The organism is Streptomyces sp. URMC 124, assembly GCF_051386455.1.
GTDB lineage: Bacteria > Actinomycetota > Actinomycetes > Streptomycetales > Streptomycetaceae > Streptomyces.
The window spans coordinates 1-21,556 of sequence record NZ_JBPQTS010000130.1 but is presented as its reverse complement, the minus strand read 5'-3'; the positions used below and the strand labels follow the sequence as shown (position 1 = coordinate 21,556).

Sequence of the window (21,556 nt, the reverse complement as noted above, 5' to 3'; positions counted from 1 at the left end):
TGTCCGGCGGTGCCTTCCGGGCTGTGCCGGGGATTCTGCCGGGCCGGGTCGGCGGTGGTGCTTCGCCGTTGTGGCGGGAGGAGAGCGTCGGCCGCGGTGGTGAGGTGCCACGCTGTGGCTGACGGGCGGTGCCGTGCGCCGTGGTCCGGTGGCCGGGGGCGCCCGTGCCCCTTTCTTTCCGCCGCAGCGGTGGGGTGCTACGACCTGGCTGTCCGGCGGTGCCTTCCGGGCTGTGCCGGGGATTCTGCCGGGCCGGGTCGGCGGTGGTGCTTCGCCGTTGTGGCGGGAGGAGAGCGCCGGCCGCGGTGGTGAGGTGCCACGGCGTGGCTGACGGGCGGTGCCGTGCGCCGTGGTCCGGTGGCCGCGGCGCCCGCGCCCCTTTCTTTCCGCCGCAGCGGCGAGGTGCCCACGACGCGGCTGTCCGGCGGTGCCGTGCCGGGCCGGGCGTTCCGCCGGGCTCGCGCCGCGGTGGTGAGGTGCCACGATGTGGATGAGCGGCGAGGCCGGGTTCGGGGCGGGTGGGCGTGGACCGCGTTGTCAGCGTGTGCCGCGCGTGCCGCGGAGGCCCGCTGCTACCAGGATCGCCACCGCCGCCACGACCGCCGCGTCCACGCCCAGGCCCAGGTGGATGCCGCCCAGCGTTGCCGACGCGAAGTCCGAGCCTTCCTCCGAGAGGGCGGACGTCCGCGCCGAGGACACCGCGCTCAGCAGCGGGATGCCGATCGTGAGGCCGATCTGCTGCGAGCTGGTCACCAGGCCTGTGGCCAGGCCCTGCTCGGTGTCCGGCAGGCCCGACGTCGCCGTCACCCCGTAGGCGACGATCGCCCACAGGTGCCCGACGCAGGCGACGCTCGCCGCGACCAGGGCGAGCCACGCGCCGGAGGCGTCCCGCCCGAGGGCGAGGAGCCCGGCCGAGAAGACGGCCTGGACGGCGAGGCCGGCCAGGAGCGTGGTGCGGGCGCCGAAGCGGGCGATGAGCCGCGGCGCGGAGATGCCGGCGAGGACGGCGAAGACGCCCTGGACGCCGAAGACGAGCCCGGTGCGGAACGCCGAGAGTTCCAGCACCTCCTGCAGGTAGAGGGTGAGCAGGAAGACGACGGTGCTCATCATCGCGAAGGTGACGAGGCCGGCCAGGTTCCCCCAGGCGACCGTCCGCCGCCGCAGCATCGGCAGGGAGACGAGCGGTTCGGCGGCCCGGGACTCCACGACGGCGAAGGCCACGAGCAGGACGGCGCCCACGGCGAGCGCGGCGAGGACGTCCGCGCCGCCGAAGCCCCGCTGGGCCGCGGTCGACAGCCCGTAGATGAGGGCCAGCAGGCCGCCGGTGACGGTCACCGCGCCCGGGATGTCGATCCGGGGCCGCTGCGGGTGCCGGGACTCGGTGAGCAGGCCCGGCGCGAGCGCGAGGACGCCGAGGCCGGCCGCGCCCAGCAGGCCCATCGTGGAGCGCCAGCCGAGCGTGTCGGTCATGACGCCGCCGAGCACCATGCCGATGGTGAAGCCCAGGGAGAGCAGGGTGCTGCTGATGCCGAGCGCGCGGGCGCGCTGCGGGCCCTCGGCGAAGGTCGTGGTCAGCAGCGACATGCCGGTCGGCACGATGACGGCCGCGCCGAGCCCCTGCAGGGCGCGCCCGGCGAGGAAGGCGGCCGGGCTCCAGGCGAGCGTGGCGAGCACGGAGGCGGCGGTGAAGAGGGCGAGCCCGGAGAGGAAGACGCGGCGCCGTCCGTACAGGTCGGCGATCCGGCCGGAGAGCAGGAGGAAGCCGCCGGAGGGCAGGGCGAAGGCGGTGACCGCCCACTGCAGGTCGGCCTGGCCCATGCCGAGGTCGCCGCCCAGGGCGGGCAGGGCCACGTTCAGGATGGAGAAGTCGAGCGCCACGATGAACTGGGCGGCGCACAGCACGAGCAGGACCAGCTTGTCGCGGGCGGACATGCCGGGCGCGGCCGCGGTGGCCGTACCGGCGGCGGTTGTCCGGGGGGTCTTACGGGGAGGGGAGTCGATCGCCATGCACCGAGCTTCCGGCGCGTGGAAGAAACGTGGGGAGAGCGTGCTTATGGTGGTGGCCGCACCACCAGGCAAGGGGGAGAGAGTTGACCGGGTCGACCGCACAGGCACAGGCACAGGCACACGCACAGCCGCGTCGCCGCCAGGAGCTGCGTGACTTTCTGATGAGCCGTCGGGCCCGGGTCACCCCGGCCGAGGTGGGCCTGCCGGACGGCGGGGGCCGCCGGCGCACGCCCGGGCTGCGCCGCGAGGAGGTCGCGGTCCTCGCGGGCGTGGGCGCGTCCTGGTACCAGTGGCTGGAGCAGGGGCGCGAGATCACCGTCTCGCCGCAGGTGCTGGACTCCGTGGCGACGGTGCTCAAGCTGAGCGGCGACGAGCGCCGGCACCTCTACGTGCTCGCCGGGCTGAACCCGCCGCAGCCGGAGTCGCCCTTCGACCCGGACTACCTGTGCGAGGGCCTGCAGCGGCTGATCGACGGCTGGATGCCGTACCCGGCGCACATCATGGACCCGTACTGGAACCTGGTCGCCTTCAACGACTCGGCCCGCATGGTCATCGGCTTCCGCCGCAAGGCGCGGCCCAACTGCCTGGTCGACTTCTTCACCGACCCCGCCTACCGCGCCCGCGCGTCCAACTGGGAGCAGAACTCCCGGCGGGTCGTCGCCCAGTACCGCGCCGCGTGCTCGGAGCGACCGGACGACGAGGGGTTCCAGGAGATCGTGGCGGAGGTGGCCGCGGCGAGCCCGGAGTTCGTGGAGCTGTGGGCGCAGGGCGACGTGCAGGCGGGCGGCCAGCTGGTCAAGGAGATCGACCACCCGGTGGCCGGGCAGCTGTACTTCGAGAGCACGCACCTGCGCGTGCCGGCCCGCCCGGACCTGACGATCGTCATGCACAACCCGGTGGCGGACTCGGGCACGGCCGCGAAGCTGGAGTGGCTCGTCTCGCCGGAGGGCCGGCGGGGAGGCATGTACTCGGTGGCGGGCTGACCCGGGCCGCCGCGGCCCTGGGGATTTGCCCTGTGCATACTGCGGGCAGACCTTCCCTTTACCTAAGGATCCTCCGTGTCCGCTGCCCCGCGCCGTGGCGTCCTCGCCGCCCTCGCCGCCGCCTCTCTCCTGGCTCTCTCCGCGTGCGGGGGCGGTGACGGGGGAGGTGACGGCGGAGGCAAGGGCGACGGCAAGCCGTCCGCCGCGCAGAGCGGCACCGGCAAGGACGCGGGGGCCCGTCCCCTCACCGCCGAACAGGCCAAGGCGGCCCTGCTCGTCCCCGCCGACATGCCCTCCGGCTGGGAGGTGAACAAGGACATCCCGGCCTACGACGTCGGCGCGACCGGCATGCAGTTCGGCAAGGCCGACAAGGCCGCGTGCCAGCCGCTGCTGGACGTCTTCGTCGGCGCGGACAACGGCCCCAAGGCGCAGGCCCACGCCATGACCGACCTCAAGCAGGCCGGCGAGACCGGGATCCAGATGACCCAGGGCGTCACCTCCTATCAGGAGGCCGAGGCCGTCAAGGTCATGGACCGGAAGACCGATTTCGGCGCCTGCGCGAAGTTCAGGGCCAAGGGCGCCGACGGCACGACGGACGAGGCCGCCGGCAGCGAGCTGAAGGTGCCCGCGCTCGGTGACGGGGCCCGTGGCGCGCGCGTGGTCTTCGCCGCGACCGACGAGGGCGTCAGCATCCAGCACGACATCGCGGCCGTCCGCGTCGGCGGCACCGTCGTGACCGTCTCCCAGGCCAGCTTCACCACCGCCGACAGCGCCCTGTTCGCATCGTCGCTGCGCAAGGCCGTCGAGAAGGTGCAGCGGGCGCAGCAGAAGGCCGGGGGCAAGGGCTGATCCCGGGGCGATCGGAGGGAGCGGCGCTGCTTATGCTCCCCGGTATGACGGAGACCACGCTGGACCCCGAAGACCGCAAGATCATCACGCTGGCCCGCTCCGCGCGGGCCCGCAACGGCGTGCCCGAGGGCGCCGCCGTGCGCGACGAGACGGGCCGCACGTACGTGGCCGGCACGGTCGCGCTCGACTCGCTGCGGCTGAGCGCGCTGCAGACGGCGGTCGCCATGGCCGTGGCGAGCGGCGCGAAGTCCCTGGAGGCCGCGGCCGTCGTCTCCGAGGCGGCCGAGGTCCGCGCCGAGGACCGCGCGGCCGTGCGCGACCTGGGCGGCTCCGCCACCCCCGTGCTCCTCGCGGGCCCCGACGGCACGCTGCGCAGCCGGGTCGACGCGGGCTGAGCCGTGGCACGGAACGGGACCTCCCAGGGCTTCGCCTGGTTCATGATCGCGGTGACGGCCGTCCTGACGTCGGGCGTCGCCGCCGACTGGGCCGCGGGCGAGGGCTTCGACTGGACGACGACCGCCTGGGTGCTCTTCCTGTGGCCGCAGGCGCTGAGGGACCTGCTGCGCGCCCGGGGCCGCCGCCGGGCCGCCGCCCGCGCGGAGGTCCTGGGCAACTGGGCCCCGTTCCTGTCCACCGCCCTGCTGTGGGTCGGTCTCGTCCTCGGCTGGAGGCGCGGGGAGGGCACGGACTGGTTCGCCCTCGCGGGCGCCCTCCTGCTGCCGGCCGCAGGTCTCCTGTGGCTCGCGGCCAAGCTGGTCGGGGGGCGCCCGCGGCGGGCGTGAGGCCGGGCCGCTGGTCGGCGGGTGGGCCGGGATCGGGGAGAATGGCCGGTATGGATAACGCCTCGTCCCCCTCCCGGGCCCCCCACCGCGCGGGCTTCGCGTGCTTCGTCGGCCGCCCCAACGCGGGCAAGTCGACCCTGACCAACGCACTGGTGGGGACGAAGGTCGCGATCACCTCCAACCGTCCGCAGACCACGCGCCACACCGTGCGCGGCATCGTGCACCGCCCGGACGCCCAGCTCGTCCTGGTGGACACCCCCGGTCTGCACAAGCCGCGCACGCTCCTGGGCGAGCGGCTCAACGACGTGGTCCGCACCACGTGGGCCGAGGTCGACGTCATCGGCTTCTGCCTGCCGGCAGACCAGAAGCTCGGCCCCGGCGACCGCTTCATCGCGGGCGAGCTCGCCGGGATCAAGAAGACCCCGAAGATCGCCATCGTCACCAAGACGGACCTGGTGGACTCCAAGGCGCTCGCCGAGCAGCTGATCGCCATCCAGCAGCTGGGCGAGGAACTGGGCATCCAGTGGGCGGAGATCGTTCCCGTCTCCGCGGTGGGCGACAAGCAGGTGTCGCTGCTGGCCGACCTGATCGCGCCGATGCTCCCGGAGAGCCCGCCGCTCTACCCCGAGGGCGACCTCACCGACGAGCCCGAGCAGGTCATGGTGGCCGAGCTGATCCGCGAGGCCGCGCTGGAGGGCGTCCGGGACGAGCTGCCGCACTCGATCGCCGTCGTCGTCGAGGAGATGCTGCCGCGGGAGGACCGGCCGGCGAACAAGCCGCTGCTGGACATCCACGCCAACGTCTACATCGAGCGCCCCAGCCAGAAGGGCATCATCATCGGCCCCAAGGGGGCCCGCCTCAAGGAGGTGGGCATGAAGTCCCGCAAGCACATCGAGGCGCTCCTGGGTACGCCGGTCTATCTGGACCTGCACGTGAAGGTCGCCAAGGACTGGCAGCGAGACCCGAAGCAGCTGCGGAAGCTGGGTTTCTAGGCCCTGGGCCCGAGGCCCGTCCGGCACCGCCGGGCTGCCACGTCGTGGTGTCTCGCCGCTGCGGCGGAAGAGAACATGCCGCCGCCGCGGCGGTGCACCCCCGCGGCGAGGGTCCGGCGGAATCCGCCGGCACCGCCCCCCGGGATCCGCCGGCCAGGCGCTACGCGCCTTCGCGTAGGACCAGCCTGATCAGTTCGCGCTGGTCGTGGCTGATGTGGGGGTCCGCGCAGTGGACCGTGCGGCCGTCCACGTCGATGTCGTAGTGGAAGCCGTCCGGCACCCCCCGCGCGCCCGCCGCCTCGGCGGGCGACGCGGTGAGTGCGCGGTGGGCCAGGGCCTGCACGTGGGTGGCGTCGGGCCGGCCGGTGGTGTCCAGCTCGGCCCGCCGCTCGATGCCGGCGAACCCGCCGGTCCGGGTGATGACGATCCGCATGGCGTCATTCTCGCCCCGGCGGGCGTTTCCTACGAGGTGGGGACGCCCACCTCCTCCCACGCCTTGAGGACGGCCTGGACCTCGTCGCCGTCGCTGTAGAGCGACCGGGCGGTGGCCACGGTCAGCCGGGCGAAGTCGGCGAACTGGGCGTCTTCCTTGAGCTTCCCGCTGGTCAGCGTCGCGTACCAGATCTTGCCGGCGTGCTCCCAGGCGTTGCCGCCGAGCCGGGTGGCCAGCAGGTAGAAGGCCCGGTTGGGGATGCCGGAGTTGATGTGGACCCCGCCCTGGTCGCGCGAGGTGCGCACGAAGTGGTCCATGTGACCGGGCTGCGGGTCCTTGCCGAGGACGTCGTCCTCGTAGGCCGTCCCCGGCTCCTTCATGGACCGCAGGGCCACGCCCCGGTCCACGCCCGGGCCCAGCAGCCCCTGGCCGATCAGCCAGTCGGCCTGGTCGGCGGTCTGCCCCAGGGCGTACTGCTTGATCAGCGAGCCGAAGACGTCCGAGACGGATTCGTTGAGCGCCCCGGACTGGCCGTAGTACTCCAGGTTCGCCGTGTACTGGGTGACACCGTGGGTGAGCTCGTGGCCGATGACGTCCACCGGGATGGTGAAGTCGAGGAAGACGTCGCCGTCCCCGTCGCCGAAGACCATCTGGCTGCCGTCCCAGAAGGCGTTGTTGTAGCCCTCGCCGTAGTGGACGGTGGCGTCCAGCGGCAGGCCGGCGTCGTCGATGGAGTGCCGGCCGTACGCCTTGAGGTACAGCTCGAAGGTGGCGCCGAGCCCGGCGTGGGCGCGGTTGACCGTCGCGTCCTTCGACGGCCCGTCGCCCTCGGCGTGGACCTTCTTGCCCGGCTGCGTCGCCCGGTGCTGCGCGTCGTAGATCGTGCGCCGGGGGCTGTCGGAAGGGGTGCCCGCGGGGGTGGCGAGGCCGCGCAGGGCGGTGACGCGGCGCCGCGTGCGGTACTGGGAGTCGTGTTCCAGGGTGCGCTGGGCGACGTCGGCCCGCGCGGAATCGTCGGCCTGTGCGAGCTTGTCGAGCACGTGCGGCGGGACGATGGTGCAGAAAACGCTCTTCACGGTGTCACTCATGGCCTGAATCTGGCAGCGGCCCCCGGCCTTGTCAGGCCCCGCCGCACCGATTAACACAATCGAGTGGCCCGGTTCCGTGTCCCGCATGCTGGAACGCCCGTACCGCATCCCGTCCGGCTCGGCTACCGTGCTGTACATCATGCGTTTCGGGCTGCTTCTTCTTAGCTGCCGCGGCGAGGGTCTGTAGTCGATCGGCCGACCCCCTCCCCGCGGTGTGAGGCGTTGCGGTCACCCGCGGTGACCTGCCCGTCGGCCTCCCCCGAGCTCGCCGCCGAGCACGGGGACCCCACCTCAGGACATACGAGGAGCCCCCGCAGATGCCCGAGACCTCCGCTTCCGTCGGCCGTCCCACGCCCCTGACCGCGGCGACCGTGACCCAGCGCCCGTCGGGGATGCCGGTGCACAAGTACCGCCCCTACGACGCCGTGGACATCCCGGACCGCACCTGGCCCGACCGGCGGATCACCGCGGCTCCCCGCTGGCTGTCGACGGACCTGCGCGACGGCAACCAGGCGCTGATCGACCCGATGTCCCCGGCCCGCAAGCGCGAGATGTTCGACCTGCTGGTCCGCATGGGCTACAAGGAGATCGAGGTCGGCTTCCCCTCCTCCGGCGCCACCGACTTCGACTTCGTCCGCTCGATCATCGAGCAGGACGCGATCCCGGAGGACGTGACGATCTCCGTCCTCACCCAGGCGCGCGAGGAGCTGATCGAGCGCACGGTGGAGTCCCTGCGCGGCGCCCGCCGCGCCACGGTCCACCTGTACAACGCCACGGCTCCGGTCTTCCGGCGGGTCGTCTTCCGCGGCTCGCGCGAGCAGGTGAAGCAGATCGCCGTCGACGGCACGCGGCTGGTCGTGGAGTACGGGGAGAAGATCCTCGGCGACGAGACGGTCTTCGGCTTCCAGTACAGCCCGGAGATCTTCACCGACACCGAGCTGGACTTCGCGCTGGAGGTCTGCGAGGGCGTCATGGACGTCTGGCAGCCCGAGGCCGGCCGCGAGATCATCCTGAACCTGCCGGCCACGGTCGAGCGCTCCACGCCCTCCACCCACGCCGACCGCTTCGAGTGGATGTCGCGGCACCTGTCCCGCCGCGAGCACATCTGCCTGTCCGTGCACCCGCACAACGACCGGGGGACCGCCGTCGCCGCCGCCGAGCTGGCGATCATGGCCGGGGCCGACCGGATCGAGGGCTGCCTGTTCGGCCAGGGCGAGCGCACCGGCAACGTCGACCTGGTCACCCTGGGCATGAACCTGTTCTCCCAGGGCGTCGACCCGATGATCGACTTCTCGCAGATCGACGAGGTCCGGCGGACCGCCGAGTACTGCAACCAGATGGAGGTCCACCCGCGCCACCCCTACGCGGGCGACCTGGTCTACACCGCCTTCTCCGGCTCCCACCAGGACGCCATCAAGAAGGGCTTCGAGGCGATGGCCGACACCGCGGCCGCCGAGGGCACGACCGTGGACGACATCGAGTGGGCCGTCCCCTACCTGCCGATCGACCCCAAGGACGTCGGCCGCTCCTACGAGGCCGTGATCCGCGTCAACTCGCAGTCCGGCAAGGGCGGCATCGCGTACGTCCTGAAGAACGACCACAAGCTGGACCTGCCGCGCCGGATGCAGATCGAGTTCTCGAGGATCATCCAGGGCAAGACCGACGCCGAGGGCGGCGAGGTCACCCCCGCCGAGATCTGGTCGGTCTTCCAGGACGAGTACCTGCCCACCGAGGGCAACCGCTGGGGCCGGATCGCGCTGCGCACCACCCAGACCTCGACCACGAGCGAGGGCAGCGACGCGCTGACCGTCGAGGCGGTCGTGGACGGCGCGGACACGGTGCTGACCGGTACGGGCAACGGCCCGATCTCGGCCTTCGTCGACGCGCTGGCCGCGATCGGCGTCGACGCGCGGGTCCTGGACTACAGCGAGCACACCATGAGCGAGGGCGCGGCCGCCCGCGCCGCCTCGTACATCGAATGCGTGATCGACGGGCAGGTGCTGTGGGGCATCGGCATCGACCCGAACACCACGCGCGCCTCGATCAAGGCCGTGGTCTCGGCGGTGAACCGGGCTTACCGCGGCTGAGAGCTTCGCCGGATCCGCGGCGCGTCGGCTGCGGGCCGTACGTGGCTGGTCGCGCAGTTCCCCGCGCCCCTTACGGGGCGCGGCACCGCAGCGACCCGACCGTGCTTCCGCCGGGGTGCTCGGCGGCGCGGCGTCAAGCGGATCGGGGGGAAACCACCGTATCCAGTGGTGCCGTGGCGAGATCCCCCGTATGACGCCCACCCTCTGCGCACGGGGTACTGACGTCGCATCATCGATGTGGCTAACATCACGTCAACGCGGCGACGAGGCCGTGGCGTTATGGAGGTGTGCGCCGTGATGCACGCGCAGGGCCGACCCGGCCGGGACCGGTGTGTGGTGGGCGTACGCACCGTCTGGCGCACGGTCGGCGACGGCGAGTTCTACTGCCCCGGCTGCGGCGGCGACCGCAATTACCGCCGCCGCACCGGGCGCCGCCGCCTCGTCGCCTTCGGCCTGCCGCTGCTGCCGCGCGGCCCCGTCGGCCCGGTCGTGGAGTGCTCCGCCTGCCACGCCCGCTTCGGCACGGACGTCCTCGACCACCCCACCACCACCCGCTTCTCCGCGATGCTGCGCGACGCCGTGCACACCGTCGCCCTCGCCGTCCTCGCCGCGGGCGGCACCGAGGCCCGTACGGTGCGCAGAGCGGCCGTGGGCGCGGTGCGGGCCGCGGGCTTCGTGGACTGCAGCGAGGAACAGCTGATCACCCTGATCGAGGCCCTCGCCGCCGACACCGGGCGCCTGCCCGGCGCGTACGGCACGGACCTCGGCACCCCGTCCCCCTACGCCGGGCGGGACGGCTTCGACCCCCGGGGCACGGCCCTGGCCATCGAGCTCCACGAGGCGCTGGAGCCCCTCGCGCCCCACCTGGCCCCCGCCGGCCGCGAATCGATCCTGCTGCAGGGCGCCCGCATCGCCCTGGCCGACGGCCCCTACCGGCCCGCGGAGCGCGAGGTGCTCGCCACGGTCGGCAGGGCGCTCATGCTCCCCCCGGAGGACACGGACCGGCTGCTGGCCGCGGCGCGCACCCCGTCGTAGCCGCGGGGACCCCCTCGCTCAGGCGCCGTACCCGGACAGCGGGGCGGGCTGGTGCACGTCCGCCGGGGCCGGCTCCGGCTCCTGGAGGGCGCCGAGGATCCACGGCGCGTGCTTGCGCTGCACGCCGATGAGCACCTCCCCGTCGCCGTCACGGCAGACGATCACCACCTGGCGCAGCGCCTTCCGCCGGCCGTCGCCCTCCGCGGTGATGCGCGCGGGATCCGACCGGTGGGGCACGCGGATGCCCTCGACGACCAGCGTGCGCGGCAGGGCCCTGCGCAGGGTGCGGCCCGCCGGGTCCGGCGTCACCGCGAGCAGGCCGGGGCCCGCCACCAGGTACGGGCCGATGAGCTCGGCGCCGTAGGGGGTGTCCGCCGCGACCCCGCCCCCGACGCACTTCTCCTTGCGGGGCACGACCGGGGCGAGACCGGCCTCCGCCGGACGCCGCCGCACCCGCACGCGCCACAGGGCGCCGAGGACGACCGGCGCCGCCCCCGCGCCCGTGAGCGTCAGGGCCGTCGGCACCGTGTCCGTGACCAGGGGAGCGACGAACCCGACGACGGCGATCAGGACGCCCGCGCACGTGGGCACGGTCGTCTGCCAGGTGTAGCGCTCGGGGGCGCGGGGGGAGTGGCGGACCATCCAGTAGGCGATCCCGGCGAACGTCGTGCCCAGCAGGAGCAGTCCGAGGCCGCAGGCGAACGGCAGCCGGTAGGCGTCCTTCGGCTGGTCGGCCGTCAGCTGCACGGTGCCGCGGAAGTCGACGAAGCGGATCTTCCCGCGCCAGTACGTGGCGCGCACCTTGTCGCCCGGCTTGACCTTGCCGAAGACCGACAGCGGCCCGTTCATGTCCGCGCGGTGGGTGGAGCCGTCGCGGCCGGTGAACGTCAGCCAGTAGTGGGTCGTCTTGCCCTGCGGAGCGGTCTCGGTGTGCTTCACCGTGCCCTCGACGACCTTGCGGCACTCCAGGGCGGGCTCGTCGCCCACGCACGCGGCGGCCGTCGCGAAGGCCCGGCTGTCGGCGCGCCGGTCCGGCACGGTGACGAAGAGCAGGAACAGCGCGGCGAGCACGCACACGAGAGCCGCGGCGGCGGTCGTACGGACGGGGTGGCGCCTGCGGCGTCTGCGGCGGATGGGGGTCACCGGGAACTCACTGGGGGGAGGAAGATCGACATGGGGGTCACATTGTGCCTCCGGAGGCGCGGACGTTCAGCCTTCGTCGGTACGGGACAATAACTGCATGAGCCTCTTCCGCGACGACGGTGTCGTCCTCAGGACCCAGAAGCTCGGTGAGGCCGACCGCATCATCACTCTCCTCACGCGCGGTCACGGGCGCGTGCGGGCCGTCGCGCGCGGGGTGCGGCGGACCAAGTCGAAGTTCGGGGCGCGCCTGGAGCCGTTCTCGCACGTCGACGTGCAGTTCTTCGCGCGGGGGAGCGAGCTCGTCGGGCGGAGCCTGCCGCTGTGCACCCAGAGCGAGACCATCGCCGCGTACGGCGGGCCGATCGTCGCCGACTACGCCCGCTACACCGCCGGCACCGCGATGCTGGAGACCGCCGAGCGGTTCACCGACCACGAGGGCGAACCGGCCGTCCAGCAGTACCTGCTGCTCGTCGGCGGCCTGCGCACGCTCGCCGCGGGCGAGCACGCCCCGGGCCTCGTCCTGGACGCCTTCCTGCTGCGCTCCCTCGCCGTCAACGGCTACGCGCCCAGCTTCGAGGCCTGCGCCAGGTGCGGAATGCCCGGTCCGAACCGGTTCTTCTCGGTGGCCGCGGGCGGCGTGGTCTGCGGAGAGTGCCGGGTGCCGGGAAGCGTCGTACCCTCCTCGGAGGCGATCGGGCTGCTCGCTGCGCTGCTGACGGGCGACTGGGCGACGGCGGACGCCTGCGAGCCGCGCCACGTCAGGGAGGGCAGCGGCCTGGTCGCGGCGTATCTGCACTGGCACCTGGAGCGCGGCCTCCGCTCGCTCCGGTATGTCGAGAAATAGGGAAACAGGGACCAAGGAGTAGTGGCACGCATGGCACGACGCGGGATTCTGGGCCGTTCCCGACGCGAGTACCGCACACCCGACCCGCACCCGTCCGGGGCGCGGCCGCCGAAGATCCCCGGCGAGCTGGTCCCCGAGCACGTGGCGATCGTCATGGACGGCAACGGCCGCTGGGCCAAGGACCGCGGCCTGCCGCGCACCGAGGGCCACAAGGTCGGCGCCGAGCGGGTGCTGGACGTGCTGCAGGGCGCGATCGAGATGGGCGTCGGGAGCATCTCCCTCTACGCCTTCTCCACCGAGAACTGGCGGCGCTCGCCGGACGAGGTGCGCTTCCTGATGAACTTCAACCGCGACTTCATCCGCAAGACCCGCGACCAGCTCGACGAGCTCGGCATCCGGGTGCGCTGGGTGGGCCGCATGCCCAAGCTGTGGCGTTCGGTTGCCAAGGAGCTCCAGGTCGCCCAGGAGCAGACCAAGGACAACGACAAGCTCACGCTGTACTTCTGCATGAACTACGGCGGGCGCGCGGAGATCGCGGACGCGGCGCAGGCGCTGGCCGCCGACGTCAAGGCGGGCCGGCTCGACCCGTCGAAGGTCACGGAGAAGACCTTCGCGAAGTACCTCTACTACCCGGACATGCCGGACGTGGACCTCTTCCTGCGGCCCTCGGGCGAGCAGCGCACCTCCAACTACCTGATCTGGCAGAGCGCTTACGCCGAGATGGTCTTCCAGGACGTGCTCTGGCCGGACTTCGACCGCCGCGACCTGTGGCGCGCCTGCCTGGAGTTCGCGTCGCGGGACCGCCGCTTCGGCGGTGCGATCCCCAACGAGCAGCAGCTGGCGGAGCAGGGCATCGTGGCGGATCCCGGCAGCGCGTGAGCCGAGCGCGCGCAGGCATGCACGACCGCGCGCGGACACGCACGAGGGCCCCGGGCATCGCCCGGGGCCCTCGGTGCACGCGGCGGGGGTCTCAGCGCTTCGCGGCGCACTCCCCGCACGTGCCGAAGATCTCGATGGTGTGCGCGACGTCCACGAAGCCGTGCTCCTCGGCGATGGAGTCCGCCCACTTCTCGACGGCGGGGCCCTCCACCTCGACGGCCTTGCCGCACAGCCGGCACACCAGGTGGTGGTGGTGCCCGCTGGAGCAGCGGCGGTAGACCGCCTCGCCCTCGCTGGTGCGCAGCACGTCGACCTCGCCCGCGTCGGCGAGGGACTGCAGCGTGCGGTAGACGGTGGTCAGGCCGACCGACGCACCGCGGTGCTTGAGCATGTCGTGGAGTTCTTGCGCGCTACGGAACTCGTCCACCTCGTCGAGCGCGGCCGCCACCGCTGCCCGCTGCTTGGTGGACCGGCCGCGTACGGGGGGACCCGCGGTCGCCACAGTTGCCTCCTCCAGCTCGCCTGAACACCCATCCGCACATGTCGCACGGCAATTGTGCCAGTCCGCACGGCCGGGTGGGCAAGCCCGGACGGGCGTCAGACCTTCACGTCGTCCGCCGTCGTGCGCGCCCCCGGCGCTTCGAGGGTGCACTCCTCGGCCGCCGCGGGCTTCCCCGCGCGCCGCTTCGCCAAGGGCGCGGCGAGCGCCGTGAGGACGACGAACAGGCCGATGGCAAAGAGCACGATCGTCGCGCCGGAGGGCACGTCGGCGTAGTAGGACGTGGCGGTGCCGGAGACGGTCACCGTCACGCCGATGCCCACCGCGAGGGCGAAGGTGGCCTTGAAACTGCGGGCGATCTGCTGCGACGCGGCGACCGGGATCACCATCAGGGCGCTGACCAGCAGCAGGCCGACGACGCGCATGGCGACGGTGACAGTGACGGCGGCGGTGACGGCGACCAGCAGGTTCAGCATGCGCACCGGCAGCCCGGTGACCCGCGCGAACTCCTCGTCCTGGCAGACGGCGAAGAGCTGGCGGCGCAGCCCGACCGTGGTGAGGATCACAAAGGCGGCCAGGATGCAGATCGCGACGATGTCCTCCTCCGAGACCGTGGCGATCGAGCCGAAGAGGTAGCTGCCGAGGTTGGCGCTGGAGCCGTTGTCGGAGAGGTTCATCAGCATCACGCCGCCCGCCATGCCGCCGTAGAAGAGCATGGCGAGGGCGATGTCGCCGCGCGTCCGCCCGTACCAGCGGATCAGCTCCATGACGACGGCGCCCGCGATGCACACGGCCGTGGCCATCCACACGGGGCTGGAGTTCAGCAGGAAGCCCAGGCCGACGCCGGTGAGGGCGACGTGCCCCAGGCCGTCGCCCATGAGCGCCTGGCGGCGCTGGACGAGGTAGGTGCCGATGGCCGGCGCGGTGATGCCGACGAGGAGCGCCGCGAGCAGGGCCCGCTGCATGAAGGCGAAGTCGAGGATGTCCATCAGGTCAGCAGCCCTGTCCGAATCGGTTCCGCAGCCGGTCCGGCGTGCGGGTGTACGTGGTCGTGGCCGGGCAGCGCGTGCTGGCCCACGGCCTCCGGCGGCGGCCCGTCGTGGACGACGCAGCCGTCGCGCAGCACGACCGCGCGGTCGATGAGCGGCTCCAGCGGGCCGAGCTCGTGCAGCACCAGCAGGACGGTGGCGCCGCGGGCGACCTGGGCGCGCAGGGCCTCGGCGAGCACCTCCTGGCTCGCCAGGTCCACGCCGGCCATCGGCTCGTCCATGATCAGCAGCTCGGGTTCGCCGGCCAGGGCGCGGGCGATGAGCACCCGCTGGTGCTGGCCGCCGGAGAGCGCGTCGACGGAGTCACCGAGCCGGTCGTCCATGCCGACGAGCTCCAGGGCGCGTATGACCGCCTCCTTGTCGGCCCTGCGCATCATCCCGAACCGGGTGCGGGCCAGCCGCCCCGACGAGACGACCTCGCGCACGGTCGCGGGGACCCCGCCGGCGGCGGTGGTGCGCTGCGGCACGTAGCCGACGCGGGCCCAGTCGCGGAAGCGGCGCCGGGGCGTGCCGAAGAGCTCCAGCTCGCCGCCGGTCAGCGGCACCTGGCCGACGATGCTGCGCACGGCCGTGGACTTGCCCGAGCCGTTGGCGCCGAGCAGCGCGACGACCTCGCCGCGCCGCACGGCCAGGTCCACGCCGCGCAGCACCGGGCGGCCGCCCAGACTCGCGGTGGCGCCGCGCAGGGATATGACGGGCTGCTCCATGGTGGTCTCCTCGGGCGCGCTCACTTGGTGCCCAGCGCCTTCTGCAGGGCGGCCAGGTTGGCTTCCATGACCTCGACGTAGTCGTCGCCCCTCGACGCGTCCGTGATCCCCTCCAGGGGGTCCAGGACGTCGGTCTTGAGGTTCAGGTCCTTGGCCAGCGTCTTCGCGGTGGCCGGGCTGGCGAGGGTCTCGAAGAAGATCGTCGAGACGTTGTGCTTCTTCGCGAGCTCGTGCAGGTCCTTGATGCGGGCGGCGCTGGGCTCGGACTCCGGGTCGAGGCCGCTGATGGCCTCCTCGGTCAGCCCGTAGCGCTCGGCGAGGTAGCCGAAGGCGGCGTGGGTGGTGATGAAGGTGTCCGAGGCGCGGTTCTTCAGCCCGTCCTTGAACCTGGCGTCCAGCGCGCCGAGCTTCTTCACCACGGCGTCGGCGTTCTTCGCGTAGTCGCCCTTGTGGCCGGGGTCGGCCTCGGAGAGGCTCTTCGCGACGCCCTTGGCGGCCTCGGCGTACTTCACCGGGTCGAGCCAGATGTGGGGGTCGGCGCCGCCGTGGTCGTGGCCGTGGTCGTGACCCTCGTGGCCGTCCTCGCCGTGGCTCTCGTCCACGTGCTCGTCGTGGCCCTCGTGTTCGTCGTGGCCGTGCTCGTCGTGCCCGTGCTCGTCGGGGCCGTGGTGCTTGCCGTCGACCTCGGTGCCGTGCGCCTCCAGGTGGGTGAGGGAGGCCACGTCCACGGCGTGCTTGTTCTTCGACTGCTTGATCGCCTCGTCCACGGCGGGCTGGAGGCCCTTGAGGTAGACGATCGCGCCCGCGTCGGCGAGGGAGCCGATCTGCTTGGGCTTGAGCTCCAGGTCGTGGGGTTCGACGCCGGGCTTGGTCAGGTTGGTGACGTGGACGTGCTCGCCGCCGATCTGCTCGGCGAGGTACTGCATGGGGTAGAACGACGCCACGACGGACAGCTTGCCGTCCTCCGCCTTGCCGGCCGTGTCCGAGGAGCAGGCCGAAAGGCTCAGCAGCCCCAGAACGGCGGCTGCGGCGACGGCTGCGGTGGGTATTCGGGTGGTATGGGCGGGGCGGAGACGGCTGACGTTCATGACAGTCATTTTCAACAAAAATGGAAACGATTGTCAACAAGGTGATCGGGGGCGGGATGCGGAGGGACGTGGTCAAGCCAAGGCCAGAGCCGATTTGATGAGAGGGGGTACAGCGCCGGTAACCTGAATCATTCGCTGTTCGTCGTCGCAATGAAGAGAGCACCGTGGCCGCCGACAAGATCGACACCATCGTCAGCCTGAGCAAGCGCCGTGGCTTCGTCTATCCGTGCAGTGAGATCTATGGCGGACAGCGTGCCGCCTGGGACTACGGTCCGCTCGGCGTGGAGCTCAAGGAGAACATCAAGCGTCAGTGGTGGCGCTCGATGGTCACCTCGCGCGACGACGTCGTCGGTCTCGACTCGTCGGTGATCCTGGCCCGTGAGGTCTGGGAGGCGTCCGGCCACGTCGCGACCTTCACGGACCCGCTGACGGAGTGCACCTCCTGCCACAAGCGCTACCGCGCCGACCACCTCGAGGAGGCGTACGAGGCCAAGCACGGCAAGCTGCCCGAGAACGGCCTCGCCGACCTCAACTGCGCGCACTGCGGCACCAAGGGCGCCTTCACCGAGCCCAAGCTGTTCTCCGGCCTGCTGTCCACCCACCTGGGCCCGACGCAGGACTCCGGTTCGGTCAGCTACCTGCGCCCCGAGACCGCGCAGGGCATCTTCACCAACTTCGCCCAGGTCCAGCAGACCTCGCGGAAGAAGCCGCCGTTCGGTATCGCCCAGACCGGCAAGTCCTTCCGCAATGAGATCACGCCGGGCAACTTCATCTTCCGCACCCGCGAGTTCGAGCAGATGGAGATGGAGTTCTTCGTCAAGCCGGGCGAGGACGAGACCTGGCACGAGTACTGGATGGAGCAGCGCTGGAGCTGGTACACCGGCCTCGGCATGCGCGAGGAGAACATGCGGTGGTACGAGCACGCCGCGGAGAAGCTCTCCCACTACTCCAAGCGCACCACTGACATCGAGTACCGCTTCAACTTCGGCGGCACCGAGTTCTCCGAGCTGGAAGGCATCGCCAACCGCACGGACTACGACCTGAAGGCCCACTCCCAGGCCTCCGGCCAGGACCTCACCTTCTTCGACCAGGAAGCCGGCGAGCGCTGGTTCCCGTACGTCATCGAGCCGGCGGCCGGCCTCAACCGCGCCATGCTCGCCTTCATGCTCGACGCGTACAACGAGGACGAGGCCCCCAACGCCAAGGGCGTCATGGAGAAGCGCGTCGTCATGCGCCTCGACCCGCGCCTGGCCCCGGTCAAGGTCGCCGTCCTGCCGCTGTCCCGCAACCCGCAGCTCTCCCCGAAGGCCAAGGGCCTCGCCACGGACCTGCGCAAGAACTGGAACATCGAGTTCGACGACGCGGGCGCGATCGGCCGCCGCTACCGCCGCCAGGACGAGATCGGCACGCCGTTCTGCGTCACGGTCGACTTCGACACGCTCGAGGACAACGCGGTGACGGTGCGCGAGCGCGACACGATGAAGCAGGAGCGGGTGTCTCTCGACCAGATCGAGGGCTACCTGGGGTCGCGTCTGCTGGGCTGCTGACGCCTGGTCTTTCGCACTGAACGCCGGGGCCCGGCGTCGTGCTCAGACCTCCCAGTCGGAGGTGTCGAGCTTGCAGTCGAAGGGGGCGGGGATGTGGACCGTGTCGCCCAGCTTCACCTGGTGGTGGGCGCGGTAGCCGCGGTCGGGTGACGGGTCGGAGTATGCAGTGACCGAATCCGCCAGCACATCGACGAGCACGTAGACGGGCACCCCGGCCTTGCCGTAGACCTCCAGCTTTTCCTCGCGGTCGGTGTTGGCTGTGGAACGGGAGGTCACCTCTCCGACCAGGGACAGCGCGTCGCCGGGAGCGTAGATGCCCTTGGTCTTGAGGGCGGCCCATTCCAGAGCGTAGAAGTCGGGGCCGTAAGACTCCTCCTGCGAGGGAAACGAAAAGAGCCGGGGGTACCCGCGCAGGCGATGGCCGTCAGGCACATGCGGACTGAGCTGTTCGATAACGCTTTCGATGATGTAGTCATAGGCGCACTGTGACCACGGTGACACGACGACATTCCCCCCGACGATCTCTGTGCGGTATCCGTCCGGGAGACCTGCATCGACCTGCTCAAGAACCTGGCACAGCTCCTCGAACCCCCCCTCGGGTTCCGGGGAATGGCTTATCGCCTGGGCCTGGGGCGGGGGTGTCTCGACCATGACTGCCATGATGCGCCTCCTTGAGTGTGTGCGCGGTCAGACACTCAACGTAGCGGCGCCGTCGCGCCCCACGACCCCATTCCCCTCGCACGTTCATCCGATGGTGGCACTGGCTGTACCAACGAGCCGGACACCAGTACCATCGCCCGCCCTGACCTGCGCACTTACCGTGTGACCATGCAGATCTCCGGTGTCCTCACCGTCCTCCGCCGCCCCTTCGAGGGGGCCGGGCGCGCCGTCGCCCATCTCGCCGGCGGCGTGCTCGTCCAGCTCGGTGCGCTGCTCGTCATGGCCGTGCCGTGGCTGAACGGGGGGCCGACGCGGGCGCTGAGTTGTCTGGTGGCCGTGGCGGTGACGGTGGGTGTTCTCGCCGCCGCCTGCCCGCTGCTGACCCGGGCGCAGCGGGCCCGCTTCGCGGCGCGGCTCGGGGTGGAGATACCGGCGGCCGGGCGGTCCTGGTCGTGGCGGCAGCAGGGCTACCACCTGGCCGCCGGCCCGGCGATCGCCCTCGGCGGGGCGTGCGTGCTGCTGCTCTGGGCGGCCTCCGCCGTGGCGGCCACCGTCTACGTATGGGTGTGGGCGCTGCCGCCGGAGACCCGGCCGGCGCACCTGGGTTACGCGGTGCAGGCCGGCTACCTCACCGCCGCCGGGCTCGCCGGGCTGTACGGGGCAGCGTGGCTGTCGGGCGCGCTCGCCCGGCTCGACACCCGCGCCGCCACGGCCCGGCTCGGCCCCAGCCGCGCCGAACTCCTGGAGCAGCGCGTCGAGGAGGTCACCGAGAGCCGCGCCGGCGTCGTGGACGCCGCCGACGCCGAGCGCCGCCGCATCGAGCGCGACCTGCACGACGGCGCGCAGCAGCGGCTCGTGTCGATGGCGGTGAACCTGGGGCTGGCCAAGGCCACGCTCAAGGACCTGCCGGACGAGGCGCGCCAGGTCATCGAGGAGGCGCACCGCGAGGCCAAGGAAGCCATCGAGGAACTGAGCAACCTCGTCCGCGGGCTGCACCCGGCCGTGCTGGAGGACCGCGGGCTCGACGCCGCCCTGTCCGGGGTCGCCGAACGGGCGCCGCTGCCCGTGGGGCTGAGGGTCGACCTCGCCGAGCGGCCCTCCCCGACCGTCGAGGCCGTCGCCTACTTCGTGGTCTCCGAAGCGCTCGCCAACGTCGTCAAGCACGCGCGGGCGCACCGGGCCGATGTCCGCGTCGAACGGCGCGGGGGGATACTTCTTGTCGTCGTCACCGACGACGGCGTGGGCGGGGCCGACCCCGAGGGCGGCAGCGGACTGGCCGGACTGGCCAAGCGGGTCGCGTCGGTCGACGGCACGTTCTCGATCAGCAGCCCCGCGGGGGGCCCGACCGTAGTGACCGTGGAGCTGCCGTGCGCGCCGTGATCGCCGAGGATTCCGTCCTGCTCCGGATCGGCCTGGTGAAGGTCCTGGAGGCGGCCGGATTCGACGTGGTCGCGGAGACCGGCGACGCGGAGGCGCTGCTGGCGGCGGTCGAGGAGCACCGGCCCGACCTCGCCGTCCTCGACGTGCGCATGCCGCCGGGCTTCACCGACGAGGGGGTGCGGGCCGCGCTCGTCGTGCGCAAGCAGTGGCCGGACACGGCGGTGCTGCTGCTCTCCCAGTACGTGGAGGAGCGCTACGCCGCCGATCTGCTGTCCGGGGACACGCGCGGCGTCGGCTACCTGCTCAAGCAACGGGTCGCCGACGTGGAGGAGTTCATCGACGCGCTGCGGCGCGTCGCGGGCGGCGGCACCGCGCTCGACCCGCAGGTCGTCTCGCAGCTGCTGCTGCGCCGCCACAGCGATCCGCTGGACCGGCTCACGCCGCGCGAACGGGAGGTGCTGGAGCTGATGGCGTCCGGGCGCTCGAACGCGGGGATCGCGGAGGGGCTGTTCGTGAGCGAGAGCGCCGTGGCCAAGCACATCAACTCGATCCTGGCGAAGCTGGACCTGCCGAAGGCCGACGCGGACCACCGGCGGGTGCTGGCGGTGCTGCGCTTCCTGGGCGTGGGCTGACGGGCCCTACGCCTGCAGCCCGCGCAGCACCAGGTCGCACACGGCGTCGAACGCCGCCTCGATGCCGGGGACGGACCAGTCGGCGGCGTAGGCCGGGTCGTGGAAGCGGTTCGTGGCGTCCCACAGGGCGCGGGCCGTCGCGGCGGGGTCGGGCGCCGGGGCGAACGTGCCTTCGCGGACGCCGCTCTCCACGATGCGGGCCAGCTGCCCGATCATCGTCTCGACGTGGCGGTCGACGGTGGCGCTGTTCTCGCCGACGAGGACCATGTACGTGGCGAACAGCTCGGGGTCGTCCCCCGCCTTGCGCCGCTTCGCGGCGAACAGCGCGGCGAGCCAGGAGCGCAGGCGCGGGCCGGCGGGGCCGTCCGCGTCGGCGATGGCCGACAGCTCCGCGTGCGACAGGTCCAGCCAGCGCTGCGTCACCGCCTCCCGCAGGGCGGCCTTGCTGCCGTAGTGGCGGTAGACGCTGCCGTGGCTGACACCCAGCGCGCGGGCGACGTCGACCACGGTGGCCTTGGCGGGGCCGTAGCGGCGCAGCACGTCCTCGGTGGCTTCGAGGATGCGTTCGGGGGTCAACGGCGCGGGCGGCATGCGGGCTCGTACCTTTCGTCTGCGTCCGGGGGCCGGGCGACGATCGTGATGCGCCCGGATGGACGACGGTACCCGCCCGCGGAGAGCGCCCGCTCTCCGCGGCACCGGGCGCCTCCGTCCCCTGCGGCGGCCGCCCCGGCGCCGGGCACTTTCTTCCGCCGCCGCGGCGGGTAACCACCGTGGTGGCGTCCGGCGGTGCCGGACCGGCCTCCGGCCTGGGGTCGTACGGCACCGCCGGGTCGCGCCATGCGGGTTTCTCGCCGTTGCGGCGGGGGTGGGGC

22 protein-coding genes are annotated in these 21,556 nt (G+C 72.3%); 12 read left to right on the top strand and 10 right to left on the bottom strand.

Translation table 11 applies throughout. The features are described from left to right. Positions 1-537: 537 nt before the first annotated feature. A complete protein-coding gene (locus tag ACSNOG_RS24100; RefSeq protein WP_436754790.1) occupies positions 538-2,007 on the bottom strand; it encodes an MFS transporter in 1,470 nt (489 codons plus the stop codon). Positions 2,008-2,168: 161 nt separating this feature from the next. Here ACSNOG_RS24100 and ACSNOG_RS24095 point away from each other — a divergent pair, with 161 nt between their 5' ends. The 5 genes from ACSNOG_RS24095 to era all read left to right on the top strand — a co-directional run bounded on the left by ACSNOG_RS24095 (position 2,169) and on the right by era (position 5,613). Beyond that, positions 2,169-2,990: a helix-turn-helix transcriptional regulator gene (locus tag ACSNOG_RS24095; protein ID WP_436754789.1), complete on the top strand. Its 822-nt coding sequence runs from the start codon at positions 2,169-2,171 to the stop codon at positions 2,988-2,990. 75 nt (positions 2,991-3,065) lie between these two features. Continuing rightward, the gene (locus tag ACSNOG_RS24090; protein ID WP_436754788.1) at positions 3,066-3,839 is read left to right on the top strand and encodes a hypothetical protein; all 774 of its coding nucleotides are present in this window, start codon (positions 3,066-3,068) and stop codon (positions 3,837-3,839) included. Positions 3,840-3,883: 44 nt separating this feature from the next. Then, complete coding sequence (locus tag ACSNOG_RS24085) at positions 3,884-4,234, top strand: cytidine deaminase (protein ID WP_436754787.1); 351 nt, start codon at positions 3,884-3,886, stop codon at positions 4,232-4,234. Between the two features lie 3 nt (positions 4,235-4,237). Beyond that, the gene (locus ACSNOG_RS24080; protein WP_436754786.1) at positions 4,238-4,621 is read left to right on the top strand and encodes a hypothetical protein; all 384 of its coding nucleotides are present in this window, start codon (positions 4,238-4,240) and stop codon (positions 4,619-4,621) included. A 50-nt stretch (positions 4,622-4,671) separates the two neighbouring features. Beyond that, on the top strand, positions 4,672-5,613 hold the full coding sequence (era, locus tag ACSNOG_RS24075) for a GTPase Era (protein ID WP_382037263.1): 942 nt from the start codon (positions 4,672-4,674) through the stop codon (positions 5,611-5,613). A 160-nt stretch (positions 5,614-5,773) separates the two neighbouring features. Here the strand turns inward: era and ACSNOG_RS24070 are convergent, their stop codons facing one another. Then, positions 5,774-6,046 (bottom strand): protealysin inhibitor emfourin, encoded by a 273-nt coding sequence (locus ACSNOG_RS24070; protein ID WP_436754785.1) that lies wholly within the window; start codon positions 6,044-6,046, stop codon positions 5,774-5,776. Between the two features lie 29 nt (positions 6,047-6,075). Beyond that, positions 6,076-7,134, bottom strand: coding sequence for a M4 family metallopeptidase (locus ACSNOG_RS24065; protein WP_436754784.1), 1,059 nt, complete (start codon positions 7,132-7,134; stop codon positions 6,076-6,078). A 317-nt stretch (positions 7,135-7,451) separates the two neighbouring features. Here ACSNOG_RS24065 and leuA point away from each other — a divergent pair, with 317 nt between their 5' ends. Both leuA and ACSNOG_RS24055 read left to right on the top strand, forming a co-directional pair. Continuing rightward, positions 7,452-9,221, top strand: coding sequence for a 2-isopropylmalate synthase (leuA, locus tag ACSNOG_RS24060; protein ID WP_436754783.1), 1,770 nt, complete (start codon positions 7,452-7,454; stop codon positions 9,219-9,221). Between the two features lie 297 nt (positions 9,222-9,518). Continuing rightward, a complete protein-coding gene (locus ACSNOG_RS24055; RefSeq protein WP_436754792.1) occupies positions 9,519-10,256 on the top strand; it encodes a TerB family tellurite resistance protein in 738 nt (245 codons plus the stop codon). An 18-nt stretch (positions 10,257-10,274) separates the two neighbouring features. Here ACSNOG_RS24055 and ACSNOG_RS24050 read toward each other — a convergent pair whose 3' ends face one another. Further along, positions 10,275-11,399 (bottom strand): hypothetical protein, encoded by a 1,125-nt coding sequence (locus ACSNOG_RS24050; protein ID WP_436754782.1) that lies wholly within the window; start codon positions 11,397-11,399, stop codon positions 10,275-10,277. Positions 11,400-11,496: 97 nt separating this feature from the next. On the opposite strand from ACSNOG_RS24050, the gene recO reads away from it, so the two are divergent. Together recO and ACSNOG_RS24040 are read left to right on the top strand one after the other, a co-directional pair. Continuing rightward, the gene (gene recO, locus ACSNOG_RS24045) at positions 11,497-12,243 is read left to right on the top strand and encodes a DNA repair protein RecO (protein WP_436754781.1); all 747 of its coding nucleotides are present in this window, start codon (positions 11,497-11,499) and stop codon (positions 12,241-12,243) included. Between the two features lie 30 nt (positions 12,244-12,273). Next, a complete protein-coding gene (locus ACSNOG_RS24040; protein ID WP_436754780.1) occupies positions 12,274-13,122 on the top strand; it encodes an isoprenyl transferase in 849 nt (282 codons plus the stop codon). A gap of 91 nt (positions 13,123-13,213) precedes the next feature. Here the strand turns inward: ACSNOG_RS24040 and ACSNOG_RS24035 are convergent, their stop codons facing one another. From ACSNOG_RS24035 to ACSNOG_RS24020, 4 genes are all read right to left on the bottom strand, one after another. Continuing rightward, the gene (locus ACSNOG_RS24035) at positions 13,214-13,624 is read right to left on the bottom strand and encodes a Fur family transcriptional regulator (RefSeq protein WP_058044529.1); all 411 of its coding nucleotides are present in this window, start codon (positions 13,622-13,624) and stop codon (positions 13,214-13,216) included. Positions 13,625-13,719: 95 nt separating this feature from the next. Then, positions 13,720-14,610: a metal ABC transporter permease gene (locus ACSNOG_RS24030; RefSeq protein ID WP_436754779.1), complete on the bottom strand. Its 891-nt coding sequence runs from the start codon at positions 14,608-14,610 to the stop codon at positions 13,720-13,722. Then, complete coding sequence (locus ACSNOG_RS24025; protein ID WP_436754791.1) at positions 14,610-15,377, bottom strand: metal ABC transporter ATP-binding protein; 768 nt, start codon at positions 15,375-15,377, stop codon at positions 14,610-14,612. The genes ACSNOG_RS24030 and ACSNOG_RS24025 overlap by 1 nt, the downstream gene beginning before the upstream one ends. A 20-nt stretch (positions 15,378-15,397) precedes the next feature. Continuing rightward, positions 15,398-16,465: a metal ABC transporter substrate-binding protein gene (locus tag ACSNOG_RS24020; protein ID WP_436754778.1), complete on the bottom strand. Its 1,068-nt coding sequence runs from the start codon at positions 16,463-16,465 to the stop codon at positions 15,398-15,400. A 164-nt stretch (positions 16,466-16,629) separates the two neighbouring features. Here ACSNOG_RS24020 and ACSNOG_RS24015 point away from each other — a divergent pair, with 164 nt between their 5' ends. Next, complete coding sequence (locus ACSNOG_RS24015; RefSeq protein WP_058044533.1) at positions 16,630-18,012, top strand: glycine--tRNA ligase; 1,383 nt, start codon at positions 16,630-16,632, stop codon at positions 18,010-18,012. Positions 18,013-18,054: 42 nt separating this feature from the next. On the opposite strand, the gene ACSNOG_RS24010 is transcribed toward ACSNOG_RS24015, so the two are convergent. Next, positions 18,055-18,672: a Uma2 family endonuclease gene (locus ACSNOG_RS24010; protein ID WP_436754777.1), complete on the bottom strand. Its 618-nt coding sequence runs from the start codon at positions 18,670-18,672 to the stop codon at positions 18,055-18,057. 168 nt (positions 18,673-18,840) lie between these two features. On the opposite strand from ACSNOG_RS24010, the gene ACSNOG_RS24005 reads away from it, so the two are divergent. Beyond that, positions 18,841-20,052, top strand: a complete 1,212-nt coding sequence (locus ACSNOG_RS24005) for a sensor histidine kinase (protein WP_436754776.1) — start codon at positions 18,841-18,843, stop codon at positions 20,050-20,052. Then, positions 20,040-20,684, top strand: a complete 645-nt coding sequence (locus tag ACSNOG_RS24000; RefSeq protein ID WP_436754775.1) for a response regulator transcription factor — start codon at positions 20,040-20,042, stop codon at positions 20,682-20,684. The genes ACSNOG_RS24005 and ACSNOG_RS24000 overlap by 13 nt, the downstream gene beginning before the upstream one ends. A 6-nt stretch (positions 20,685-20,690) precedes the next feature. Here ACSNOG_RS24000 and ACSNOG_RS23995 read toward each other — a convergent pair whose 3' ends face one another. Continuing rightward, positions 20,691-21,275, bottom strand: coding sequence for a TetR/AcrR family transcriptional regulator (locus tag ACSNOG_RS23995; protein WP_436754774.1), 585 nt, complete (start codon positions 21,273-21,275; stop codon positions 20,691-20,693). Between the last annotated feature and the right edge of the window lie 281 nt (positions 21,276-21,556).